A 16733-nucleotide genomic window follows, 5' to 3' on the forward strand; every position below is an offset into this window, starting at 1 on the left:
CAATGTGCCAAGTTGAGGATCCATTTGGAAACTTAATAGGACTACGTGGGAAAACCACATAACAAACTGTTCAAGAGGGATTCGCAACGCGTGGCATTTTTACTATGCGTTGATTTTAGTGTTTAAGGTGGTTTGCGGCGGTTTCGGTATTGCGTTGCTCACCCCTTAACAGGGCGTTAGCCATATAGGAGATATAAATGATATTTGGGGAAATAGATTTAGTAAAGCTCATGGAAGCCTTATCTAAAATCCTGTGGCCTTTGATTTTTGTGTACTTATTGTTTTCTTTTAAAAGCACGATTAAATCATTAATTGAGTCAGCGACATCACGGAAATTTACACTAAAAGTTGCTGGTAATGAGCTTACGATGGATGAAGTTACAGAGCAGCAAAGAATTATTATTTCTGATATGCAAAGTGAAATAGGTGACCTAAGAAAAGTAGTAGATGCTCTTTCGTCACGTGACGATACTCCCTTAATTATTGATGAATCACATAGAGCGGAAAGTCAACGAATCAGTAGAGTATTGTGGGTAGATGATCAACCACAAAACAATGCATTTTTGATCGCTAACTTAGAGTCTATGGGAGTTACTGTGAAAACGGCGGAGTCTACTAAATCTGCATTAAATATGTACCGAAATGGCAGATATGACAGTGTTATATCAGATATGGGAAGACCGGAAGGAGACCGTGCTGGAATTGAGTTAGCTCGTGAAATTCGGATGATGGATAATGAAATCCCTATACATATTTATTGTGGTGGCTGGGCTGCCAAAAACTTGAGAGACGAAGCAATAGAGGCTGGAGTTAATAGTATAACTTCCTCTGGCACAGTATTGTTAAGTTCTTTAGACATTGGAGTACATGGCTAACAAAGCATTTAAGAGTGATTCGCAACGCTTGGCGGTTTCGCTTCGCTCAAGTATAGCCAAGCGCCGCTCACACCTTAATGCGGCGTTAACTGGATTGATGACGAGGTAAGTCCGATGAAAAGAATTGCGGTCATTGGTTCCGGTGGTTCGGGTAAATCCACATTTTCGGCACTATTAGGTACAGAGTTGAATTTGCCTGTTCATCATCTCGATCAGCTATATTGGAAACCAAATTGGGTTAAAACTCCAAAAGATGACTGGATCAAAATTCAAAAAGGTCTTTGTGAAAGCGAGTGTTGGATTATCGATGGTAATTATCAGAGCACCCTTGATATAAGATTTGAAGCTTGTGATACAGTAATATTCTTAGATGTAAACCGATATACCTGTATCTATCGAGCACTAAAGAGAACATTATTAAGTAGTAAGCGTCCAGATTTAGCTGAAGGTTGCGATGAAAGGTTTGATATCGAGTTCATCAAATTTTTATGGGACTATCCCAAAAAGTCGAAACCCCTAATAATGGACAAACTCAAGACGCTTACAAGAAATAAGCGTGTAATTATCGCAAAATCGGGAGAGCAAGCGCTCCGCCTTTGCAAATCCAGTTAACAAACTGTTCAAGAGGGATTCGCAACGCGTGGCATTTTTACTATGCGTTGGTTTTAGTGTTTAAGGTGGTATGCGGCGGCTTTGGTATTGCGTTGCTCACCCCTTAACAGGGCGTTAGACGCCAGAAAAAGCTAGCAGTCAAAATCATGTTTCTAAGCTCAAAACTTGGCTACTGGTTGTTTGGTTCATAGTTCCATCTTCGACGGTCAAAGCTCAGTTTCATCGGTTCTAAGTCAATGCATTGCTATTTTCCAAGCGGTTGTTTCGTTCTTTGGTGGTGATAGGGCGGGGCAATCGAAAATCTGTTTTTGGTTGCAACTCCGCTCGGTGAGTTTGTTGGTACAAAAGCCAATTTACTCGCTGAAATGACGTTTTCTCTGGTGTTGTAAGTTCCACGTGGTTTCATTGAATAGCTGCTTTGCGACTGCGCCTGACTTAAATGCATCAAAGCACATAAAATTTGTTGTTTGCAGAATTTAGTTCGGCTTAAAATTGTCGCTCGGTGCCTCGCGACTAACAAACTGCTCAAGAGGGATTCGCAACGCGTGGCATTTTTACTATGCGTTGAATTTAGTGATTAAGGTGGTTTGCTTCGGCTTTTGTATTGCGTTGCTCACCCCTTAGCAGGGCGTTAGTACGGGTTTGGCACCAAAGGTCATAAGTTTGGGTGTTTATTTGTTTTAGTGCTTACCTTTACACCTTTCAGTTGGTTCCTTTCACGTTCTTTCCGGTGGCACTATATGCGGAGTGTTCGCTTTGATTTCACCGTTTACGATTTCTAACTCTTAACCTATTTCTTTGGTGCTTCTTCATTTTCGAGGTGGTTTTTGAGAGAACCTTGATTACTTTTGGTGTGGCTGTTGAAGTACGAGGATAGAATCCTGTTCTAATTTTAAGCCAGTGAAAGTAGGGCAGCTCAGTGCATTTTTCTTCTAGCCAACTCTCGTCTCTTAACCGAGTTTAAGTTTTGTAGTTGCCCGTCTCACTTCAGTGTTCAAAGCCTTTCATATTATGCCACTTTTCAATATCTTGGAGCCCATAAATAGAAGTAGCGCATGTACTAACAAATTGCTTAAGAGTGATTCGTAACGCGTGGCATTTTCAATTTGCGGTGGCTTATGTGATTAAGGTGCTGTGCGGTAGCTTTTGTATTGCGTTCCTCACACCTTAGCAAGGCGTTATGTTTCTTAGTCGCGTGTAGAAAACTATAGTTAATATTCAGATGCTTATTGTGGGAAAAGAGAGTTCATGGATGTGTATTCGTTACTAGCATTTGCGGCTTTTCTAGTGCTCATATCTTCAATGATAGTGCTCCTTGGGAGTAGTATTTCCCTCGGATTGCAGATGAAAAGAATAGACCCGAGTAGATATAAAGCGATCTACTTTTTGTTTGTTCCTTTTTCTAGTGCGCTTCTCTTTAATTACGTAAGAAGTAGCGAAAATATCTCGAAGTATCCTGAAAGTAGCTCTTGGTTGTTTACTGTCATTCGATATTCTATGGTGTCACTCTTCATATCCTTTGTTTTTATGGGATTTTCTGCTTTTTTAGCAGCAGGTAAAAGCTAAGTTTTTAGCCGGTAAAACTGTTCTGCTCATTTACGATAACGTACTGGCGGGTGGTAATAAACATAACAAATTGTTCAAGAGTGATTCGGCACGCGTGGCATTTTTACTATGCGTTGATTTTAGTGGTTAAGGTGTTATGCGGGAGCTTAGGTATTGCGTGCCTCACACCTTAACAAGGCGTTATGTACTTTAAGGAAAATTGTAACCAACTCTAAAGGATTGAGAGTGATAGATCATTTTGAAATTAAGGTAGTTGCATTCGAAGAATGTCGTGTGTTTTACAAGAATGTGCTAGAGCCATTGGGTATTGAACTCAAGTGGTCAGATGAAAATGCTGCTGGCTTTGGGCTTTCGAGCGAGCCAAATGTAAGGTTTCTAATTGAAAAAGGCGTCAGTAATTCTAAGTGCCATATTGCTTTTTCTGCATCAAACAAATTACAAGTTTCTGCGTTTCATCAAGCGGGGTTATCTTTAGGTGGTAAATGCAACGGTAAGCCTGGTTTACGAAAACACTATGCTCCAAACTACTACGCTGCGTTTTTGATTGACCCTGAGGGCAACAATGTGGAGTCAGTAGTGTACCTTTAGCACGTACATAACAAATTGTTCAAGAGTGATTCGGCACGCGTGGCATTTTTACTATGCGTTGGTTTTAGTGGTTAAGGTGGTATGCGGAAGCTTCGGTATTGCGCGCCTCACACCTTAACAAGGCGTTAGCAGTAATCATCTGGCACTTCCATGCGTCTTTAGTCGCTTAGTGTAACGGCGATATACCCAACCCGTGACTATCTCACCATCTAATTCTACTCGGACATAGAGCCAGTGTCGGTCTTCAGCGTCCAAAGTTTCTAACACATCGCCAAGAGGCAATGTCCCCATTACGGCACTCTTAGTTGTGGGGTGTTCTCTCAGATTTAGTTTGGTTGCGATAACTATTCGATAGTTTTGAAATGAATTATCAAATGTATTATTTCTGATCTCATGTTTTACTTCTTTGGTAGATGTAAGACCCTGAAAGACGGTTCGGATTTTATCTGACTGCTCCATGTATAGAGTCGCTAAGCACGATAGAATAAAAGGTAATACTATGATCTCAAGAATCTTAAATAAAGCTCTGATTGCTTTGTCAGATAGGCTATCAAGGTCATTTTGCTGAAATACTTTCACTTCGATTTCATGTCTAATATTGAAATCAAGCTGTAAGTTATTGCTGTCGAGATGCTCTTTGACTTTGTCGAATAGGTCTTGAGTTTGTCCTCTAGACCTCATTTTACTCATGTATCTTTGGCGACAGAGTTTTATTACATGAAGTTGTTGCGCTGGAGTCATGCTCAACCAATTAAAACGTTCTTCTCGTTTGCGCATACAGCCTTGGCAGTAGCCTTCTGCATCGATAGTACATACACCCACGCAAGGACTTGGTACGCTGAAGAACTCCAATTGTTCCATTTATTTACCTTAAAATTTATACTCCATTAGTTTAGTATTCTAAACGCAAAAATTACTGCTAACAAAGCATTTAAGAGTGATTCGCAACGCTTGGCATTTTCGCTTCGCTCAAGTATAGCCAAGCGTCGCTCACACCTTAATGCGGCGTTAGTTACCAACGAGGAAAACTCAGCTAATGCAGAATATTTAGGGTTAATGTCCGTGTATTGTTGGCTAGGTTGCCGTATTTCAATTTCTAGCGATTTGGGTTTGTCAAAATCGTGTTTTAGTTTCTTGTGTGGTTTGGGGTTTCTGTTTCAGAAGCCGATTTACTTGTTGAAAGCTCGCTCTGTAGCATTGTCTTTCCAAAAGAGCTCTTAGGTTTTGTCAGTCCGCTTTCTACGGCGTTTTGTGTTCCAAGTGGTTTCAGTGACAGTCGCTTTGAAACTGCGCCTGATTTAAGTTTGCCAAAACACGTAAAGTTCGTGTTGGCAAAGCGGCAATTAACTTCAAATCAAAGCGTTAGGCTTGGCAACTAACAAAGCATTCAAGAGGGACAGTCAACGCGTGGCGAGTTTAATTTAAATCTTGGCATCTGCGTTTACGGTGTTAAATTGAAGTTTGGCGGTAGCGCGTTGCTGCCCCTTAATGCGGCGTTATGTTTTTAATTGAAATTATAAGGATCTTTATCATGCAAATTTTATTCTTTGCTGTTGGCGTTTTACTTTACTTTTTGGGCTTTGTTGTTTTTTCTGGGGCTAAAAGCTCGATTCATGAAACTGTTGGTTTACTGATATTCTTGAATGGTACTTTGTTTGTTATTGCTGCTGGCATCATTGATGCGATCAACAAGAAAAATAAAGCAGAACAAAGCGTTTAAGATGTATTCGCAATAGCAGCGTGATAGAGTTTCAAAAGCGCAGAGAGCTGTTTTAATTGGCGTTGTGTTTTCGTTACTAACAGATCTGTTTTTAGTACCAAAGAGGAGTGCCTGCACAGTTCAAAACACCGTGATGAATATGACAAAGTAATAGAGCGGGTGAAGTCGTTATAACAAACATAACAAAGCGTTCAAGAGGGATTCTCAACGCTTGGCAGTTTTGGTTCAAAGTTTGGCTTTTGTGTATATGGCATAATGGTTTAAGTTGGGTGGTATAGCGTTGTTCACCCCTTAACGCGGCGTTAGCATACTTTGATAGGAGTTCAGATGGCTACGATAGTCGAACAAATTGTTAATCGTGAAATTGACTCGGTCATCGTGTACGAATCTGACCAAGTTATAGCTTTTGCAGACCATGATCCAATCAACTTTGGGCATATTTTAATTTGTCCTAAGACTCAATACCGTACTTTCATTGACCTGCCTGAGTCTGTATTTTTTGAGATCACCGACGTTGCAAGAGATTTATATAAACGTATAGAAGCTAAGTTCAATCCTGATGGTATCGGCTTTATGCAAAACAATGGAGAGACTCCTCATTTTAACGAGCTCGATCACTACCATTTGCATATTTTCCCTAGGTTTCATGGCGACCAGTACGGTTGGGTTAGTAGTGAGCTTGGAATTCAAACTATGGATAAACTAAGAGAATCACTTAATGATCTATGAGCATTGAAAAAGTATGCTAACAAATTGTTCAAGAGTGATTCGGCACGCGTGGCATTTTTACTATGCGTTGGTTTTAGTGGTTAAGGCGTTATGCGGAGGCTTCGGTATTGCGTGCCTCACACCTTAACAAGGCGTTATGTGCAGGAGTTCAAATGAACAAATATGGTGATGTTGCTGTAGCAGCTACTCACATCGCTCAAACTGGAGTCTGTCCAGTTGAAGCTTGGAATACAGCTGCAGAAAAAGAGTTCAAGGACAATGCTACTTCCATCAAAAAAGAGTGTCCAAAAAACGCTTTTCTAGGTTTAGCCGAAAGTGGCTTTGTCGTTGGCGTGCCCAAAGGAAGCTATACAAAATCAGTTTTAAATAAACAATATGCTTTAGAGGCAGTTAGGCTGCTAAACGAAAATCCAAGCATGCAAAATAACATCAAAAAACTCTGGGTTCAGTCATGTGGCTCCGAGTCTAAAGTGCATAATAGCCAAATGGATGTTGTTGTGTCGTTGTTGTCTCTAGGGTTGCTGGAGTAAGCACATAACAAACTGTTCAAGAGGGATTCGCAACGCGTGGCATTTTCACTATGCGTTGGTTTTAGTGATTAAGGTGGTATGCGGCAACTTTGGTATTGCGTTGCTCACCCCTTAACAGGGCGTTATGTTCTCCGAGGAAAAAATGGAATATTGTATAAAAAAAATAGAGAAAGCCCTTCTCGAATATTTTCGTTCAAACCTTGAAAGGTTGTCAGATAAAGAAATTGATCTGATCGATATTGGGGTGTTTCCGTGGCACTCTAAGATAGAAGTTTCTTTCTATGAATCTGGAGATTCCGCATCATTGGATGATATTGCAGCATGGAAGTTATATGATTTTTCCAGCATGAATGAAGGGCATTGGAATTTGGGTTTAGATGTTGCGGAAGATTTGTCTAAAGAATGGGATAAAAGTAGAGATATTTTACCATTTTTGTTTGATTTTTCATCTGCTGTTACATCGGATGCTGTAAGAGCAGCTATCGGTGAATATAAACTGTCAAACAACTTCTGTGTTCAAATTCTTGATCCGGACAAGCCTAATTCTAAAAACTACTGTGAGTGGTAAGAAACTAAAAATAAGATGTCGTTTCTAATAGATAATGCGGCTGCTAATTCAACAAACATAACAAAGCATTTAAGCGTGATTCTCAACGCTTGGCATTTTCAGTTCAAGGTTGGGTTTCGTGTTTACGGCGCAACGGTTTAGTGTAGGTGGCAGCGTTGCTCACACCTTAATGCGGCGTTAGTCGCCAGAAAAAGCTAGCAGTCAAAATCATGTTTCTGACCTAAAAATTTGGCAGTAGTTTGTTTGGTACACAGATCTATCGTCAATGGTCAAAACTCAGTTTTAACGGTTTTAAGTCCAAAATTTTGCAAGTGTCCTCACGGTTGTTTTGTTCTTTGGTGCTGACAGAGCAGGGTAATCGAGAATTTGTTTTTGGTTGTAACTCTGCTCGTTGAGTTTGTTGGTTCAAAAGCAGATCTACTCGCTGAAAAGTCGTCTTCTCTGGTGTTTTAAGTTCCACGTGGTTTCAGTGGCTTTGTTGCAAGTCCGCACTGTGAGATTGGCTTTCCAAAAGCGCTTTTTGGTATTGTCAGTCCGTTTTCTACGGCGTTGCTTGTTCTAAGTGGTTTCATTGAGTAGCCGCTTTGAGACTGCGCCTGAGTTAAATGCATCAAAGCACATAAAGTTTGTTGTTCGCAAAGTTTAGTTCGGCTTAAAATTGTCGCTCGGTGCCTCGCGACTAACAAACTGCTCAAGAGGGATTCGCAACGCGTGGCATTTTCACTATGCGTTGAATTTAGTGATTAAGATGGTTTGCGGCGGCTTTTGTATTGCGTTGCTCACCCCTTAGCAGGGCGTTAGTTTTATCCGTCAGTTTATCGTAGGAAAAATAGTGGTTATACAAGAACAAGCGTTAAGCAAATTAGCGAATGCCATGAGGATTTATGGCGAAGCACATATGAATTTCAATCGTTTAAAGTTGGTTGATGCCGAAGAGGCTATTGATAACTTAGATAGGGCTATGGAAGCAAAGCTTGAAGCTTTCCATAGCTTGTATGATGTAACAAAGGATCTTTTTGATTACTTTGACCATGCAGATACAGCAGTTCTGATTTTATTGAGAAATGCGGTTCATCACCGTAACCATTTGTTATTTAAAACTTGGAATCAAGAAATGGGCTTAAATGATGGGCACAAGAAGTATCTAGGTGGAGAGTTTTTGCTCGCAAGCCACGACATATTGACTAGTGGTCATAAAATGAAGCACTTATATAAGCTAGAGGACTTCTACCTCCGAGTTGATGCTTCATTAGGCTCACCATTTCTTGAAGATCGTATGAGTGATAAAAATCGCCAGAAATTGTTAAACCAGCTTGAAAATGATCTGAGCTTTGGCGAACTTAAAAAGTATGCCCAAGGTGAAAGATATCCGCTAAAGCAGGTTTATGTAAATATAATCCCAATTTATATATCAGCAGCTGTTAAAGTCTTTAAAGCTCTCAATGATCAAGGTGTAAAGTTTGTCGGCTTTGATGCAAACGCATACAAAGAAGCATTCACAAATGAATTAGCTGTAGATTTAGGGACATTTGAGTATTCAACAATACGGATCTTGTAAAATAAAACTAACAAACTGTTCAAGAGGGATTCGCAACGCGTGGCATTTTTACTATGCGTTGGTTTAAGTGATTAAGGTGGTATGCGGCGGCTTTGGTATTGCGTTGCTCACCCCTTAACAGGGCGTTATGTCTCTGAGTGAAAAATCATACCTAAATGTGACTTATAAGCTTTTAAATCCAAACTGATATGTAAAAATATCATCGCGTTAACTCTCTTGGAGATAAAAATGATTTTCCCAACTCAATCCGAATTCAACAAACTTAGCGAGACACCTTCAGAGAACGCTTCTGCCGAAACTCATGTTTCAAGAGCAATTTCTAGGGCTCACTACAGGGACAACTCGACATTCAACGTCATGATCGATGGTGAAAAGTTAGAAGAATTTTATAAACAATTTAAGCAGCAGCGTGCTGAAATTAAGGCGCTTAAAGAAACAATAGCTCAGGCTAAGTCACTTCTAGAAAATAGCTAGTTAGAAATGAAGTAAGAGACATAACAATCTGTTCAAGAGGGATTCGCAACGCGTGGCATTTTTACTATGCGTTAGCTTTGGTGGTTAAGGTGGTATGCGGCAGCTTCGGTATTGCGTTGCTCACCCCTTAACAGGGCGTTATACGAATAGAGGGAAATTATGTACAAAAGTACTGATTTTAACTTGGATTCAAAAGAGTTCAGGTTTAAGAAAGACTCATATCCTTTGTCTAAGATAAACAATGTTAGGGTTAAAAAGTTAAGTTTTCTTGATAATTTAGGTCAAGTTTTATTCTGGGTGTGTGTTTTTTCAGGGGCAGTTTGGTTAGTTATTCCAAGGTTGGAAGAGGTGCCACAATGGCTACTAGTTTTAGTTCTTAGTCTGACGGTTGTAGGTTTGGTTTTTGCTCTTTTTCGTTGTTCTAAATATGCACTTCAAGTCGAGTTTCGCCACATAGATGAAACGGGCGTTCAATGGGTCAATGTCGCTAAGTCATACTCAAAGTCAGATTGTGAGTTATTTGAACAGCAAGTGTTGGCACTGAAAAAATTCGTATAACAAATTGTTCAAGAGTGATTCGGCACGCGTGGCATTTTTACTATGCGTTGGCTTTAGTGGTTAAGGTGTTATGCGGAACCTTCGGTATTGCGTGCCTCACACCTTAACAAGGCGTTATACATTTGGAGCAATATGAAACTTATACAACTAGAAAATATGCTCTACAAGGCGACCAAATCAATAATAGTAAGGTTGTCGTCTGAGTTTCCGCAGCATCACTTCTATTACGTAGCTTTGGTCACAACTGGAGAGGGGCATCGACCTATATTTTCGGCTTGGTCTGACGAACTGTTGCAAACCGAAGCTTCATCCTCTGAAGACCAAGAAGAAATAAAATGGTCATATGTAGACTCACCGTTGTTTGGTTTCTGCGATGAATACTTCTCGGATGTTGAACTACTTTTGGACAATGTGAGCGCTGAATGTGGTTTTAGTGAAGAGACTACGGCAGTTCTTTTATCTGCGATGGAGTCGACTCTTAAGCGCTTGGATATTGAAGGTTACTTAGATAGCTTAAATTGTCGAAATAAACTTTATATCAACGCAGAAATCATGCCGCCAGACGCGACAAACGTTGAACGAGCATATAGGTTAAATCCGCGTGAGTCCTTAGATAGTTGGCTTCGAGAGGCGGCGGAATAAATGTATAACAAATTGTTCAAGAGTGATTCGGCACGCGTGGCATTTTTACTATGCGTTGGTTTTAGTGGTTAAGGTGTTATGCGGGAGCTTCGGTATTGCGCGCCTCACACCTTAACAAGGCGTTAGGCTTCTGGAGGATTAATGAATTCCATTACTGTTGATACATGTGTGTGGGTAAGACTTATTGATGGAAAAGATGAAGAAGAAATTTTCCAGTTACTAGAACACTGTAAAAAAAATAAAATACAGATTTATAGCTCTTCTCGAGTTTTCAGTTTTGACACTACAAAAATGGACAACGAGCAAAAGAGCAATATTCGAAAGCTGATGGATGAATATGGAGTAGTATTAGACCAGGCTGAATTTAGACTAAACGCTTCGTTATTGGGTTCAGTTCATGACGAAACACCTAGAGAGGGTTTGGGAAGTATTCATACATCTTTGTTAGAAGATAAGTTTATCGGTGTGTTTGGGCCAGACCCCAAAACACTTAATCCAAGGCAAACGGGCAAGAATCTATCAAATTGGATAGGTGACTATGACTCACTCAAGCATCATTACTTGAATCACAGAGGGCTATATGTGACCTACGATACAAAAATATACATGGCTCAAGATATGCGAGATAAAGCCCAAAATGAACTCGACTTGACAATAGTAGATCCAAGTATTGCGCGAGAACAGTTAAAAGCCTAACAAACTGTTCAAGAGTGATTCGCAACGCGTGGCATTTTCACTATGCGTTGCGTTTAGTGTTTAAGGTGGTATGCAGCGGCTTTGGCATTGCGTTGCTCACACCTTAACAGGGCGTTATACAAACTTACATAGTTCCCTCTGAATTTGGAAGATATAGCTCTTCGCATGACATTGAGGTTAGCTCCCTATTTTGTTGTTTTAGTGCCTGTTTTTCCTGTTTGAATTGTTTAGCTGCACAAGATACTACTTGGTCGTCTTTTACTCGAATAAGTAAGTCATTAGTGACCGCATATACAAATTTTTGGTCGGTATGTATTACAGAACCAATGACCGACTTGCCAGACTTTGTGACACGAATTCTGTCACAGCTTAGGACTATATTTTTAGCTTTGTATTCTTCAGAGTTCCAATCAAAGTTTTTACATACTTCACCATTGTTATGTTCAAGAATTTTCCTTCCAGCAATTTCCCCCATGGAGTATGGGGTAAACAAGGGAAGGGCAATAAGTGAAAGTAGGACAAGTAATGCAACTAAAGTGAGTAATTGACCAAAGTAAACTAATGGAAAAGTGAGTAAGGAAGCCAAAGGAAGGTTGCGTTTAACAAGCGGCTCCTTAATTTGCCTTCTCCGGTTAATTTTTAAAGAAAGTTTTTCCCAAACTTTATAGTGTATCAACAGAGCAGTTGCAAAAATGACTACAGTTACAATCAGTGTATTCTGTAAAGGAAAAAACAGTACTTTGAGGTCTTGCAGAATAAACGTCTTAGATAAAATATCTGCAACGAAGTATTGGGAGTATACAAGAGGAGAAAAGATGCTATCTAAAGACGCACCTCTGAATCCAAGAGAACTCATCATCCCATAAAAATATAGAGCTCCAGCAAAGTATGTGTAAAAGGATAATACGAAAGCCACATACTTTGTACGGTCTAGGTTTGTGGAACGTGCAGGGCTATCTTTAACTTGTTTTTCCATTATGTGTTGCTTTGTGTGACTAGTTGATTATAAAGTGCATAGAAATTGAGCTAATGTCAATGGTATTAGTGTGGTACTAACCGTTTGTATAACAAAGCATTTAAGAGTGATTCGCAACGCTTGGCGTTTTCGCTTCGCTCAAGTACAGCCAAGCGTCGCTCACACCTTAATGCGGCGTTAGTTTGCAAGAGGAAAACGCAGCTATATCGCAAGATCTAGTGGTAAAAGCTTAAAGTCGAAATTGTCTTATCGGCATTCAATTTTAGTGTTAACTTGCGTGGTGTAAACTCAAAATTGGTATCGTTTCAACGGTTGATTTGTTCTTTGGTACGGTGGCTTTGGGGTTAACTGAGTCGAACTTTTTTGCTGAAACTCTGCTCGTTGAGTTTGTTGGTGCAAAAGCCGATCTACTCGCTGAAATGGCGTTTTCTATGGTGTGGTAAGTTCATGTGGTTTCAGTGGCTTTGTTGAAAGTCCGTATTGTGAGATTGGTTTTCCAAAAGCGCTTTTTGGTGTTGTTAGTTCGTTTTCTGCGGCGTTGTTTGTTCCACGTGGTTTCATTGAGTCGCCGCTTTGAGACTACGCCTGATTTAAGTGCATCAAAACACATAAGGTTTATTGTTTGCAAAGCTTAAAATAACGTAAAATCAACGCTTTGGGTTTGCAAACTAACAAACTGCTCAAGAGGGATTCGCAACGCGTGGCATTTTTACTATGCGTTGAATTTAGTGATTAAGGTGGTATGCGGCGGCTTTTGTATTGCGTTGCTCACCCCTTAGCAGGGCGTTATGTGGTTGGAGAAAAATTATGAATCCATCAGCGGTTCTTGTTCATGTCCCAGATGTAGCGAAAGGGCTTGAATGGTACAAGAAAGCTTTCCCCGAAGCCGTTCCGATTTACCATCCTGACTTTGACTTCACAGCGCTTGATCTAAATGGTTTCTCACTAGAAATAGTCCAAGCAGACAAAAAGGTTGGGGCTGGTAAAAGTGGTACGGTTGTTTACTGGTCAGTAGATAATTTACGTGTTGCTCTGGCTCATTTTGAAGAACTCGGTGCGTGTCTTTATCGAGGGCCAATGGAGATTGAAGATGGGCTTTCAATGTGCCAAGTTGAGGACCCATTTGGAAACTTAATAGGGCTACGTGGGAAAACCACATAACAAATTGTTCAAGAGGGATTCGCAACGCGTGGCATTTTTACTATGCATTGGTTTTAGTGTTTAAGGCAGTATGCGGCGGCATCGGCATTGCGTTGCTCACACCTTAATGCGGCGTTAGGTTTTCGGAGTCACATGAAGAAAATTCTGTTTATTTTGTGTACGTTGATGTCAGGAGTAGTAATGTCTGAGGGTTTGTTTTTAAGCTCATATAACGAAGTGTCCGAACGTTATGCAATTCTCGATGAGTTTGAAGAGTCTGGGGTGCTTTACCTAACTAAGCCTCAAACTCAAAAGCCAGAAAGAGATGCTGTTGCGTACATACAGTACGTGCCTGTTTCCGAGGAATCTTGGAAGCAGAAAATGAGAGCAGGGGAACCACCACAATTACACCAAGGGCTAGTTTCCAAAACAGCAATTATTGAGAAGACAGTAGAGCAAGATTTTAGCTTTCAATGGTCGGCTGATGGTAATTCAGTAGCCTTACTATATAGAAGCGTTCCCATAGCTTTCGTTACTAAAAGCGAAAAGTATGGTTTTAGCAAAGCGGTTGTATCAGATTCGCCAGTTGTTTCAGTCTGGAATTCAGAGAAGTTTAGTGAACTATTTGAGTAAAAACCTAACAAAGCATTTAAGAGTGATTCGCAACGCTTGGCAGTTTCGCTTCGCTCAAGTATAGCCAAGCGCTGCTCACACCTTAATGCGGCGTTAACTGGCGCAGAAAATATGAAAGCGCAATGATACAGTTTCTAGGTTCAGAGATTTAGCGTGTTCGGTCGGTTTCCTTAGCTGAGCTAATGTGACTAACTTCAGTTTGATACTTAAGTTTACTGATGTGAAAGGCGACACAAAGCCTTCTAATAATATAAGGCATTCGCGATTAGTCCGGCATACTTACATCGCCGAAGTATGGTGTTGTGAGACGCATTTCAAACTAAAGATAAACGGTAATTTTTTGGTTAAATACATATTTGGGTTAGCTTTGCTAATCATTAATTAGCAAAATGAGCTTTGGCGAAAGTGGCTGAAAGAACGGCGAAAACTGAAAGGCGCTCAGTTAACAAGCTGTTCAAGAGGGATTCGCAACACGTGGCATTTTCACTATGCGTTGGCTTAAGTGATTAAGGTGGTATGCGGCAGCATCGGTATTGCGTTGCTCACCCCTTAACAGGGCGTTATACATTTGGAGCAATATGAAACTTATACAACTAGAAAATATGCTCTACAAGGCGACCAAATCAATAATAGTAAGGTTGTCGTCTGAGTTTCCGCAGCATCACTTCTATTACGTAGCTTTGGTCACAACTGGAGAGGGGCATCGACCTATATTTTCGGCTTGGTCTGACGAACTGTTGCAAACCGAAGCTTCATCCTCTGAAGACCAAGAAGAAATAAAATGGTCATATGTAGACTCACCGTTGTTTGGTTTCTGCGATGAATACTTCTCGGATGTTGAACTACTTTTGGACAATGTGAGCGCTGAATGTGGTTTTAGTGAAGAGACTACGGCAGTTCTTTTATCTGCGATGGAGTCGACTCTTAAGCGCTTGGATATTGAAGGTTACTTAGATAGCTTAAATTGTCGAAATAAACTTTATATCAACGCAGAAATCATGCCGCCAGACGCGACAAACGTTGAACGAGCATATAGGTTAAATCCGCGTGAGTCCTTAGATAGTTGGCTTCGAGAGGCGGCGGAATAAATGTATAACAAATTGTTCAAGAGTGATTCGGCACGCGTGGCATTTTTACTATGCGTTGGTTTTAGTGGTTAAGGTGTTATGCGGGAGCTTCGGTATTGCGCGCCTCACACCTTAACAAGGCGTTAGGCGACATGAGATAAACGATAGAGTAGTGATAGTATCTTGGCGTGAATCTAGCTTCAGTTAATAGAAAAGGAGTGGATTAATGAATGGTAAAGCATTTGATAATTGGCAAAAATCTCGAAAGAAAGGATTTTTAAATTGGCTTTTCAGAACAACTTTCGTCACAGCCATTTTGTACATGACTTTTAATGTTATTTTCCTTTATCCATCTTCTGATGCTGCAAGCATTACGATTTTCTTATCGGATAATGCTCTTAATTACTCCATTTACACGATCGGGATGTTTTTCGCATTTTGGGCTATTTGGCTATACAACGAATCTTCGTATGAGAAAGAAGTTAAACGTAGAAATGTCGCCTAACAAACTGTTCAAGAGGGATTCGCAACGCGTGGCATTTTTACTGTGCGTTGGTTTTTGTGTTTAAGGTGGTATGCGGCGGCTTTGGTATTGCGTTGCTCACCCCTTAACAGGGCGTTAGTTGCCAACGAGGAAAATGCAGCTTAAACAGAATGTTTAGAGTTAAAGTCAGTGTGTTTTGGTGGGGTTTCGTACTTCAATTTTGAATCGTTCGAGTTTGTGAAAATCGTTCTCAGGTTTCTTTTGTGGTTGGATTTTCTGTTTCAGAAACCGATTTACTTGTTGAAAGTCAGCTTTGTAATATTGTCTTCTCAAAAGATCTTTTTGGTGTTGTTAGTCCGCTTTCTGCGGCGCTATCTGTTCCAAGTGGTTTCAGTGACAGGCGCTTTGGATCTGCGCCTGATTTTAGTTTTTCAACGTACGTAAAGTTAGTGTTGGCAAAGCGGCAATCAACTTCAAATCAAGGCTTTAAGTTTGGCAACTAACAAAGCATTCAAGAGGGATTCACAACGCTTGGCAGTTTTGGTTTGAATTAGCTTTAGTGTTTACGGCACAATGGTTTAAGTTAGGTGGTTAGCGTTGTTCACCCCTTAATGCGGCGTTATGTTCTTGGAGGACGTGGTGGAGTATCAAAGAGATAGGGTAACTTTTAGCGTTTTCCATAAACTTGTTGTAAAACTATATAAGGCTCTCATATTCAAACTTTCAAACAAAAAAGAGAAGCTAGAGTGGCAGTTAATATTGATAGCCGATTGTTTACGAATCATCGGGCTATGCAGGTTGGCTTATTGGATGGCTTCTAAAGTGCAAACTTCAACGTCTAGCGTTAAGAACAAGTTCTGGTCAACCCATACTTCAGGTATAGCTCTGCAATATGCAGGTGACATGATTGGCGCTGAAAAAGAATTCCTAAAAAGCCAGGATTTTGCTTGTGAGCTCTCTTTGAGTTTTAGTTTACAGCATTTGGGTAAATTGAACGTTGAGCTTGGCAACTATGAACTGGCTGAGCAACAGTTCATAGAAGCGTTGGCAATTCGAGATAAATTGAAGCGGACTGACTTGGTAGAGTCGACTAACCGGGCAGTTCGAGGACTACAAAAGCTACGAACATAACAAACTGTTTAAGAGTGATTCAGCACGCGTAGCATTTTTGATATGCGTTGACTTTAGTGTTGAAGTGCCATGCAGCAGCTTGGTCATTGCGTGCTTCACACCTTAACAGAGCGTTAGTTGCCAAGAGGATAAACGTAACCAAATCACAAGGTTTAAGGTTAGAAATGCTAAAGTTTGGAAGTGAAT

General features: G+C 40.4%; 21 protein-coding genes and 1 pseudogene. 19 read left to right on the forward strand and 3 right to left on the reverse strand.

Annotation, left to right across the window (positions count from 1 at the left end):
- The first annotated feature begins 197 nt into the window (after positions 1–197).
- The 3 genes from R7P35_RS23025 to R7P35_RS23040 all read left to right on the forward strand — a co-directional run bounded on the left by R7P35_RS23025 (position 198) and on the right by R7P35_RS23040 (position 3641).
- Complete coding sequence (locus tag R7P35_RS23025; protein ID WP_042524158.1) at positions 198–875, forward strand: response regulator; 678 nt, start codon at positions 198–200, stop codon at positions 873–875.
- 114 nt (positions 876–989) lie between these two features.
- Positions 990–1487: a DNA topology modulation protein gene (locus R7P35_RS23030; RefSeq protein ID WP_005448066.1), complete on the forward strand. Its 498-nt coding sequence runs from the start codon at positions 990–992 to the stop codon at positions 1485–1487.
- A 1791-nt stretch (positions 1488–3278) separates the two neighbouring features.
- Positions 3279–3641 carry a VOC family protein gene (locus R7P35_RS23040; RefSeq protein ID WP_005386966.1) on the forward strand — a complete coding sequence of 121 codons (363 nt, stop codon included), beginning with the start codon at positions 3279–3281 and terminating at the stop codon, positions 3639–3641.
- Between the two features lie 135 nt (positions 3642–3776).
- On the opposite strand, the gene R7P35_RS26595 is transcribed toward R7P35_RS23040, so the two are convergent.
- Entirely contained in the window at positions 3777–4100 is a 324-nt protein-coding gene (locus tag R7P35_RS26595) for an SH3 domain-containing protein (RefSeq protein ID WP_228218910.1), read from the reverse strand.
- A gap of 192 nt (positions 4101–4292) precedes the next feature.
- A pseudogene (locus R7P35_RS23050) lies at positions 4293–4502 on the reverse strand (DUF1289 domain-containing protein); the annotation flags it as partial.
- A 670-nt stretch (positions 4503–5172) separates the two neighbouring features.
- Here R7P35_RS23050 and R7P35_RS23055 point away from each other — a divergent pair.
- From R7P35_RS23055 to R7P35_RS23095, 9 genes are all read left to right on the forward strand, one after another.
- Positions 5173–5361, forward strand: a complete 189-nt coding sequence (locus R7P35_RS23055) for a hypothetical protein (protein WP_025630558.1) — start codon at positions 5173–5175, stop codon at positions 5359–5361.
- A 327-nt stretch (positions 5362–5688) separates the two neighbouring features.
- The gene (locus tag R7P35_RS23060; protein WP_025769002.1) at positions 5689–6090 is read left to right on the forward strand and encodes an HIT family protein; all 402 of its coding nucleotides are present in this window, start codon (positions 5689–5691) and stop codon (positions 6088–6090) included.
- 152 nt (positions 6091–6242) lie between these two features.
- Positions 6243–6620, forward strand: a complete 378-nt coding sequence (locus R7P35_RS23065) for a DUF6979 family protein (RefSeq protein ID WP_025769001.1) — start codon at positions 6243–6245, stop codon at positions 6618–6620.
- A 142-nt stretch (positions 6621–6762) separates the two neighbouring features.
- Positions 6763–7188, forward strand: a complete 426-nt coding sequence (locus R7P35_RS23070; RefSeq protein ID WP_080996695.1) for a hypothetical protein — start codon at positions 6763–6765, stop codon at positions 7186–7188.
- A gap of 832 nt (positions 7189–8020) precedes the next feature.
- Complete coding sequence (locus R7P35_RS23075) at positions 8021–8746, forward strand: hypothetical protein (protein ID WP_025769000.1); 726 nt, start codon at positions 8021–8023, stop codon at positions 8744–8746.
- 228 nt (positions 8747–8974) lie between these two features.
- The gene (locus tag R7P35_RS23080; RefSeq protein ID WP_004401144.1) at positions 8975–9220 is read left to right on the forward strand and encodes a hypothetical protein; all 246 of its coding nucleotides are present in this window, start codon (positions 8975–8977) and stop codon (positions 9218–9220) included.
- Positions 9221–9379: 159 nt separating this feature from the next.
- Positions 9380–9778, forward strand: a complete 399-nt coding sequence (locus R7P35_RS23085) for a DUF6232 family protein (protein ID WP_017058505.1) — start codon at positions 9380–9382, stop codon at positions 9776–9778.
- A 132-nt stretch (positions 9779–9910) separates the two neighbouring features.
- The gene (locus R7P35_RS23090; protein WP_025769053.1) at positions 9911–10420 is read left to right on the forward strand and encodes a DUF4303 domain-containing protein; all 510 of its coding nucleotides are present in this window, start codon (positions 9911–9913) and stop codon (positions 10418–10420) included.
- A gap of 141 nt (positions 10421–10561) precedes the next feature.
- Positions 10562–11116: a hypothetical protein gene (locus tag R7P35_RS23095; RefSeq protein ID WP_025769045.1), complete on the forward strand. Its 555-nt coding sequence runs from the start codon at positions 10562–10564 to the stop codon at positions 11114–11116.
- A 124-nt stretch (positions 11117–11240) separates the two neighbouring features.
- On the opposite strand, the gene R7P35_RS23100 is transcribed toward R7P35_RS23095, so the two are convergent.
- Positions 11241–12092, reverse strand: a complete 852-nt coding sequence (locus R7P35_RS23100) for a hypothetical protein (RefSeq protein WP_025769044.1) — start codon at positions 12090–12092, stop codon at positions 11241–11243.
- Between the two features lie 317 nt (positions 12093–12409).
- On the opposite strand from R7P35_RS23100, the gene R7P35_RS23105 reads away from it, so the two are divergent.
- The 7 genes from R7P35_RS23105 (at position 12410) to R7P35_RS23145 (ending at position 16547) form a co-directional block, all read left to right on the forward strand.
- On the forward strand, positions 12410–12535 hold the full coding sequence (locus R7P35_RS23105) for a hypothetical protein (protein WP_257884104.1): 126 nt from the start codon (positions 12410–12412) through the stop codon (positions 12533–12535).
- 364 nt (positions 12536–12899) lie between these two features.
- On the forward strand, positions 12900–13253 hold the full coding sequence (locus R7P35_RS23110; protein ID WP_025769043.1) for a VOC family protein: 354 nt from the start codon (positions 12900–12902) through the stop codon (positions 13251–13253).
- A 132-nt stretch (positions 13254–13385) separates the two neighbouring features.
- Positions 13386–13865, forward strand: a complete 480-nt coding sequence (locus tag R7P35_RS23120) for a hypothetical protein (protein WP_228076447.1) — start codon at positions 13386–13388, stop codon at positions 13863–13865.
- Between the two features lie 578 nt (positions 13866–14443).
- Positions 14444–14953 carry a DUF4303 domain-containing protein gene (locus tag R7P35_RS23125; RefSeq protein WP_025769053.1) on the forward strand — a complete coding sequence of 170 codons (510 nt, stop codon included), beginning with the start codon at positions 14444–14446 and terminating at the stop codon, positions 14951–14953.
- A gap of 205 nt (positions 14954–15158) precedes the next feature.
- On the forward strand, positions 15159–15437 hold the full coding sequence (locus R7P35_RS23130) for a hypothetical protein (protein WP_005448134.1): 279 nt from the start codon (positions 15159–15161) through the stop codon (positions 15435–15437).
- Positions 15438–15679: 242 nt separating this feature from the next.
- Positions 15680–15919, forward strand: coding sequence for a hypothetical protein (locus R7P35_RS23140; RefSeq protein WP_318092685.1), 240 nt, complete (start codon positions 15680–15682; stop codon positions 15917–15919).
- A gap of 118 nt (positions 15920–16037) precedes the next feature.
- The gene (locus R7P35_RS23145; protein ID WP_025769041.1) at positions 16038–16547 is read left to right on the forward strand and encodes a hypothetical protein; all 510 of its coding nucleotides are present in this window, start codon (positions 16038–16040) and stop codon (positions 16545–16547) included.
- Positions 16548–16733 lie beyond the last annotated feature (186 nt).

This window comes from Vibrio sp. Vb0304 (genome assembly GCF_033338995.1).
GTDB lineage: Bacteria > Pseudomonadota > Gammaproteobacteria > Enterobacterales > Vibrionaceae > Vibrio > Vibrio alginolyticus.

What these genes read in the sequence shown, in the direction of transcription:
- R7P35_RS23130 (WP_005448134.1), top strand. Translation starts at nt 15,159, where the DNA reads ATGAATGGTAAAGCATTTGATAATTGGCAAAAATCTCGAAAGAAAGGA.
- R7P35_RS23095 (WP_025769045.1), top strand. Translation starts at nt 10,562, where the DNA reads ATGAATTCCATTACTGTTGATACATGTGTGTGGGTAAGACTTATTGAT.
- R7P35_RS23090 (WP_025769053.1), top strand. Translation starts at nt 9,911, where the DNA reads ATGAAACTTATACAACTAGAAAATATGCTCTACAAGGCGACCAAATCA.
- R7P35_RS26595 (WP_228218910.1), bottom strand. Translation starts at nt 4,100, where the DNA reads ATGGAGCAGTCAGATAAAATCCGAACCGTCTTTCAGGGTCTTACATCT.
- R7P35_RS23085 (WP_017058505.1), top strand. Translation starts at nt 9,380, where the DNA reads ATGTACAAAAGTACTGATTTTAACTTGGATTCAAAAGAGTTCAGGTTT.
- R7P35_RS23065 (WP_025769001.1), top strand. Translation starts at nt 6,243, where the DNA reads ATGAACAAATATGGTGATGTTGCTGTAGCAGCTACTCACATCGCTCAA.
- R7P35_RS23030 (WP_005448066.1), top strand. Translation starts at nt 990, where the DNA reads ATGAAAAGAATTGCGGTCATTGGTTCCGGTGGTTCGGGTAAATCCACA.
- R7P35_RS23100 (WP_025769044.1), bottom strand. Translation starts at nt 12,092, where the DNA reads ATGGAAAAACAAGTTAAAGATAGCCCTGCACGTTCCACAAACCTAGAC.
- R7P35_RS23025 (WP_042524158.1), top strand. Translation starts at nt 198, where the DNA reads ATGATATTTGGGGAAATAGATTTAGTAAAGCTCATGGAAGCCTTATCT.
- R7P35_RS23145 (WP_025769041.1), top strand. Translation starts at nt 16,038, where the DNA reads ATGTTCTTGGAGGACGTGGTGGAGTATCAAAGAGATAGGGTAACTTTT.
- R7P35_RS23060 (WP_025769002.1), top strand. Translation starts at nt 5,689, where the DNA reads ATGGCTACGATAGTCGAACAAATTGTTAATCGTGAAATTGACTCGGTC.
- R7P35_RS23055 (WP_025630558.1), top strand. Translation starts at nt 5,173, where the DNA reads ATGCAAATTTTATTCTTTGCTGTTGGCGTTTTACTTTACTTTTTGGGC.
- R7P35_RS23080 (WP_004401144.1), top strand. Translation starts at nt 8,975, where the DNA reads ATGATTTTCCCAACTCAATCCGAATTCAACAAACTTAGCGAGACACCT.
- R7P35_RS23110 (WP_025769043.1), top strand. Translation starts at nt 12,900, where the DNA reads ATGAATCCATCAGCGGTTCTTGTTCATGTCCCAGATGTAGCGAAAGGG.
- R7P35_RS23125 (WP_025769053.1), top strand. Translation starts at nt 14,444, where the DNA reads ATGAAACTTATACAACTAGAAAATATGCTCTACAAGGCGACCAAATCA.
- R7P35_RS23120 (WP_228076447.1), top strand. Translation starts at nt 13,386, where the DNA reads ATGAAGAAAATTCTGTTTATTTTGTGTACGTTGATGTCAGGAGTAGTA.
- R7P35_RS23070 (WP_080996695.1), top strand. Translation starts at nt 6,763, where the DNA reads ATGGAATATTGTATAAAAAAAATAGAGAAAGCCCTTCTCGAATATTTT.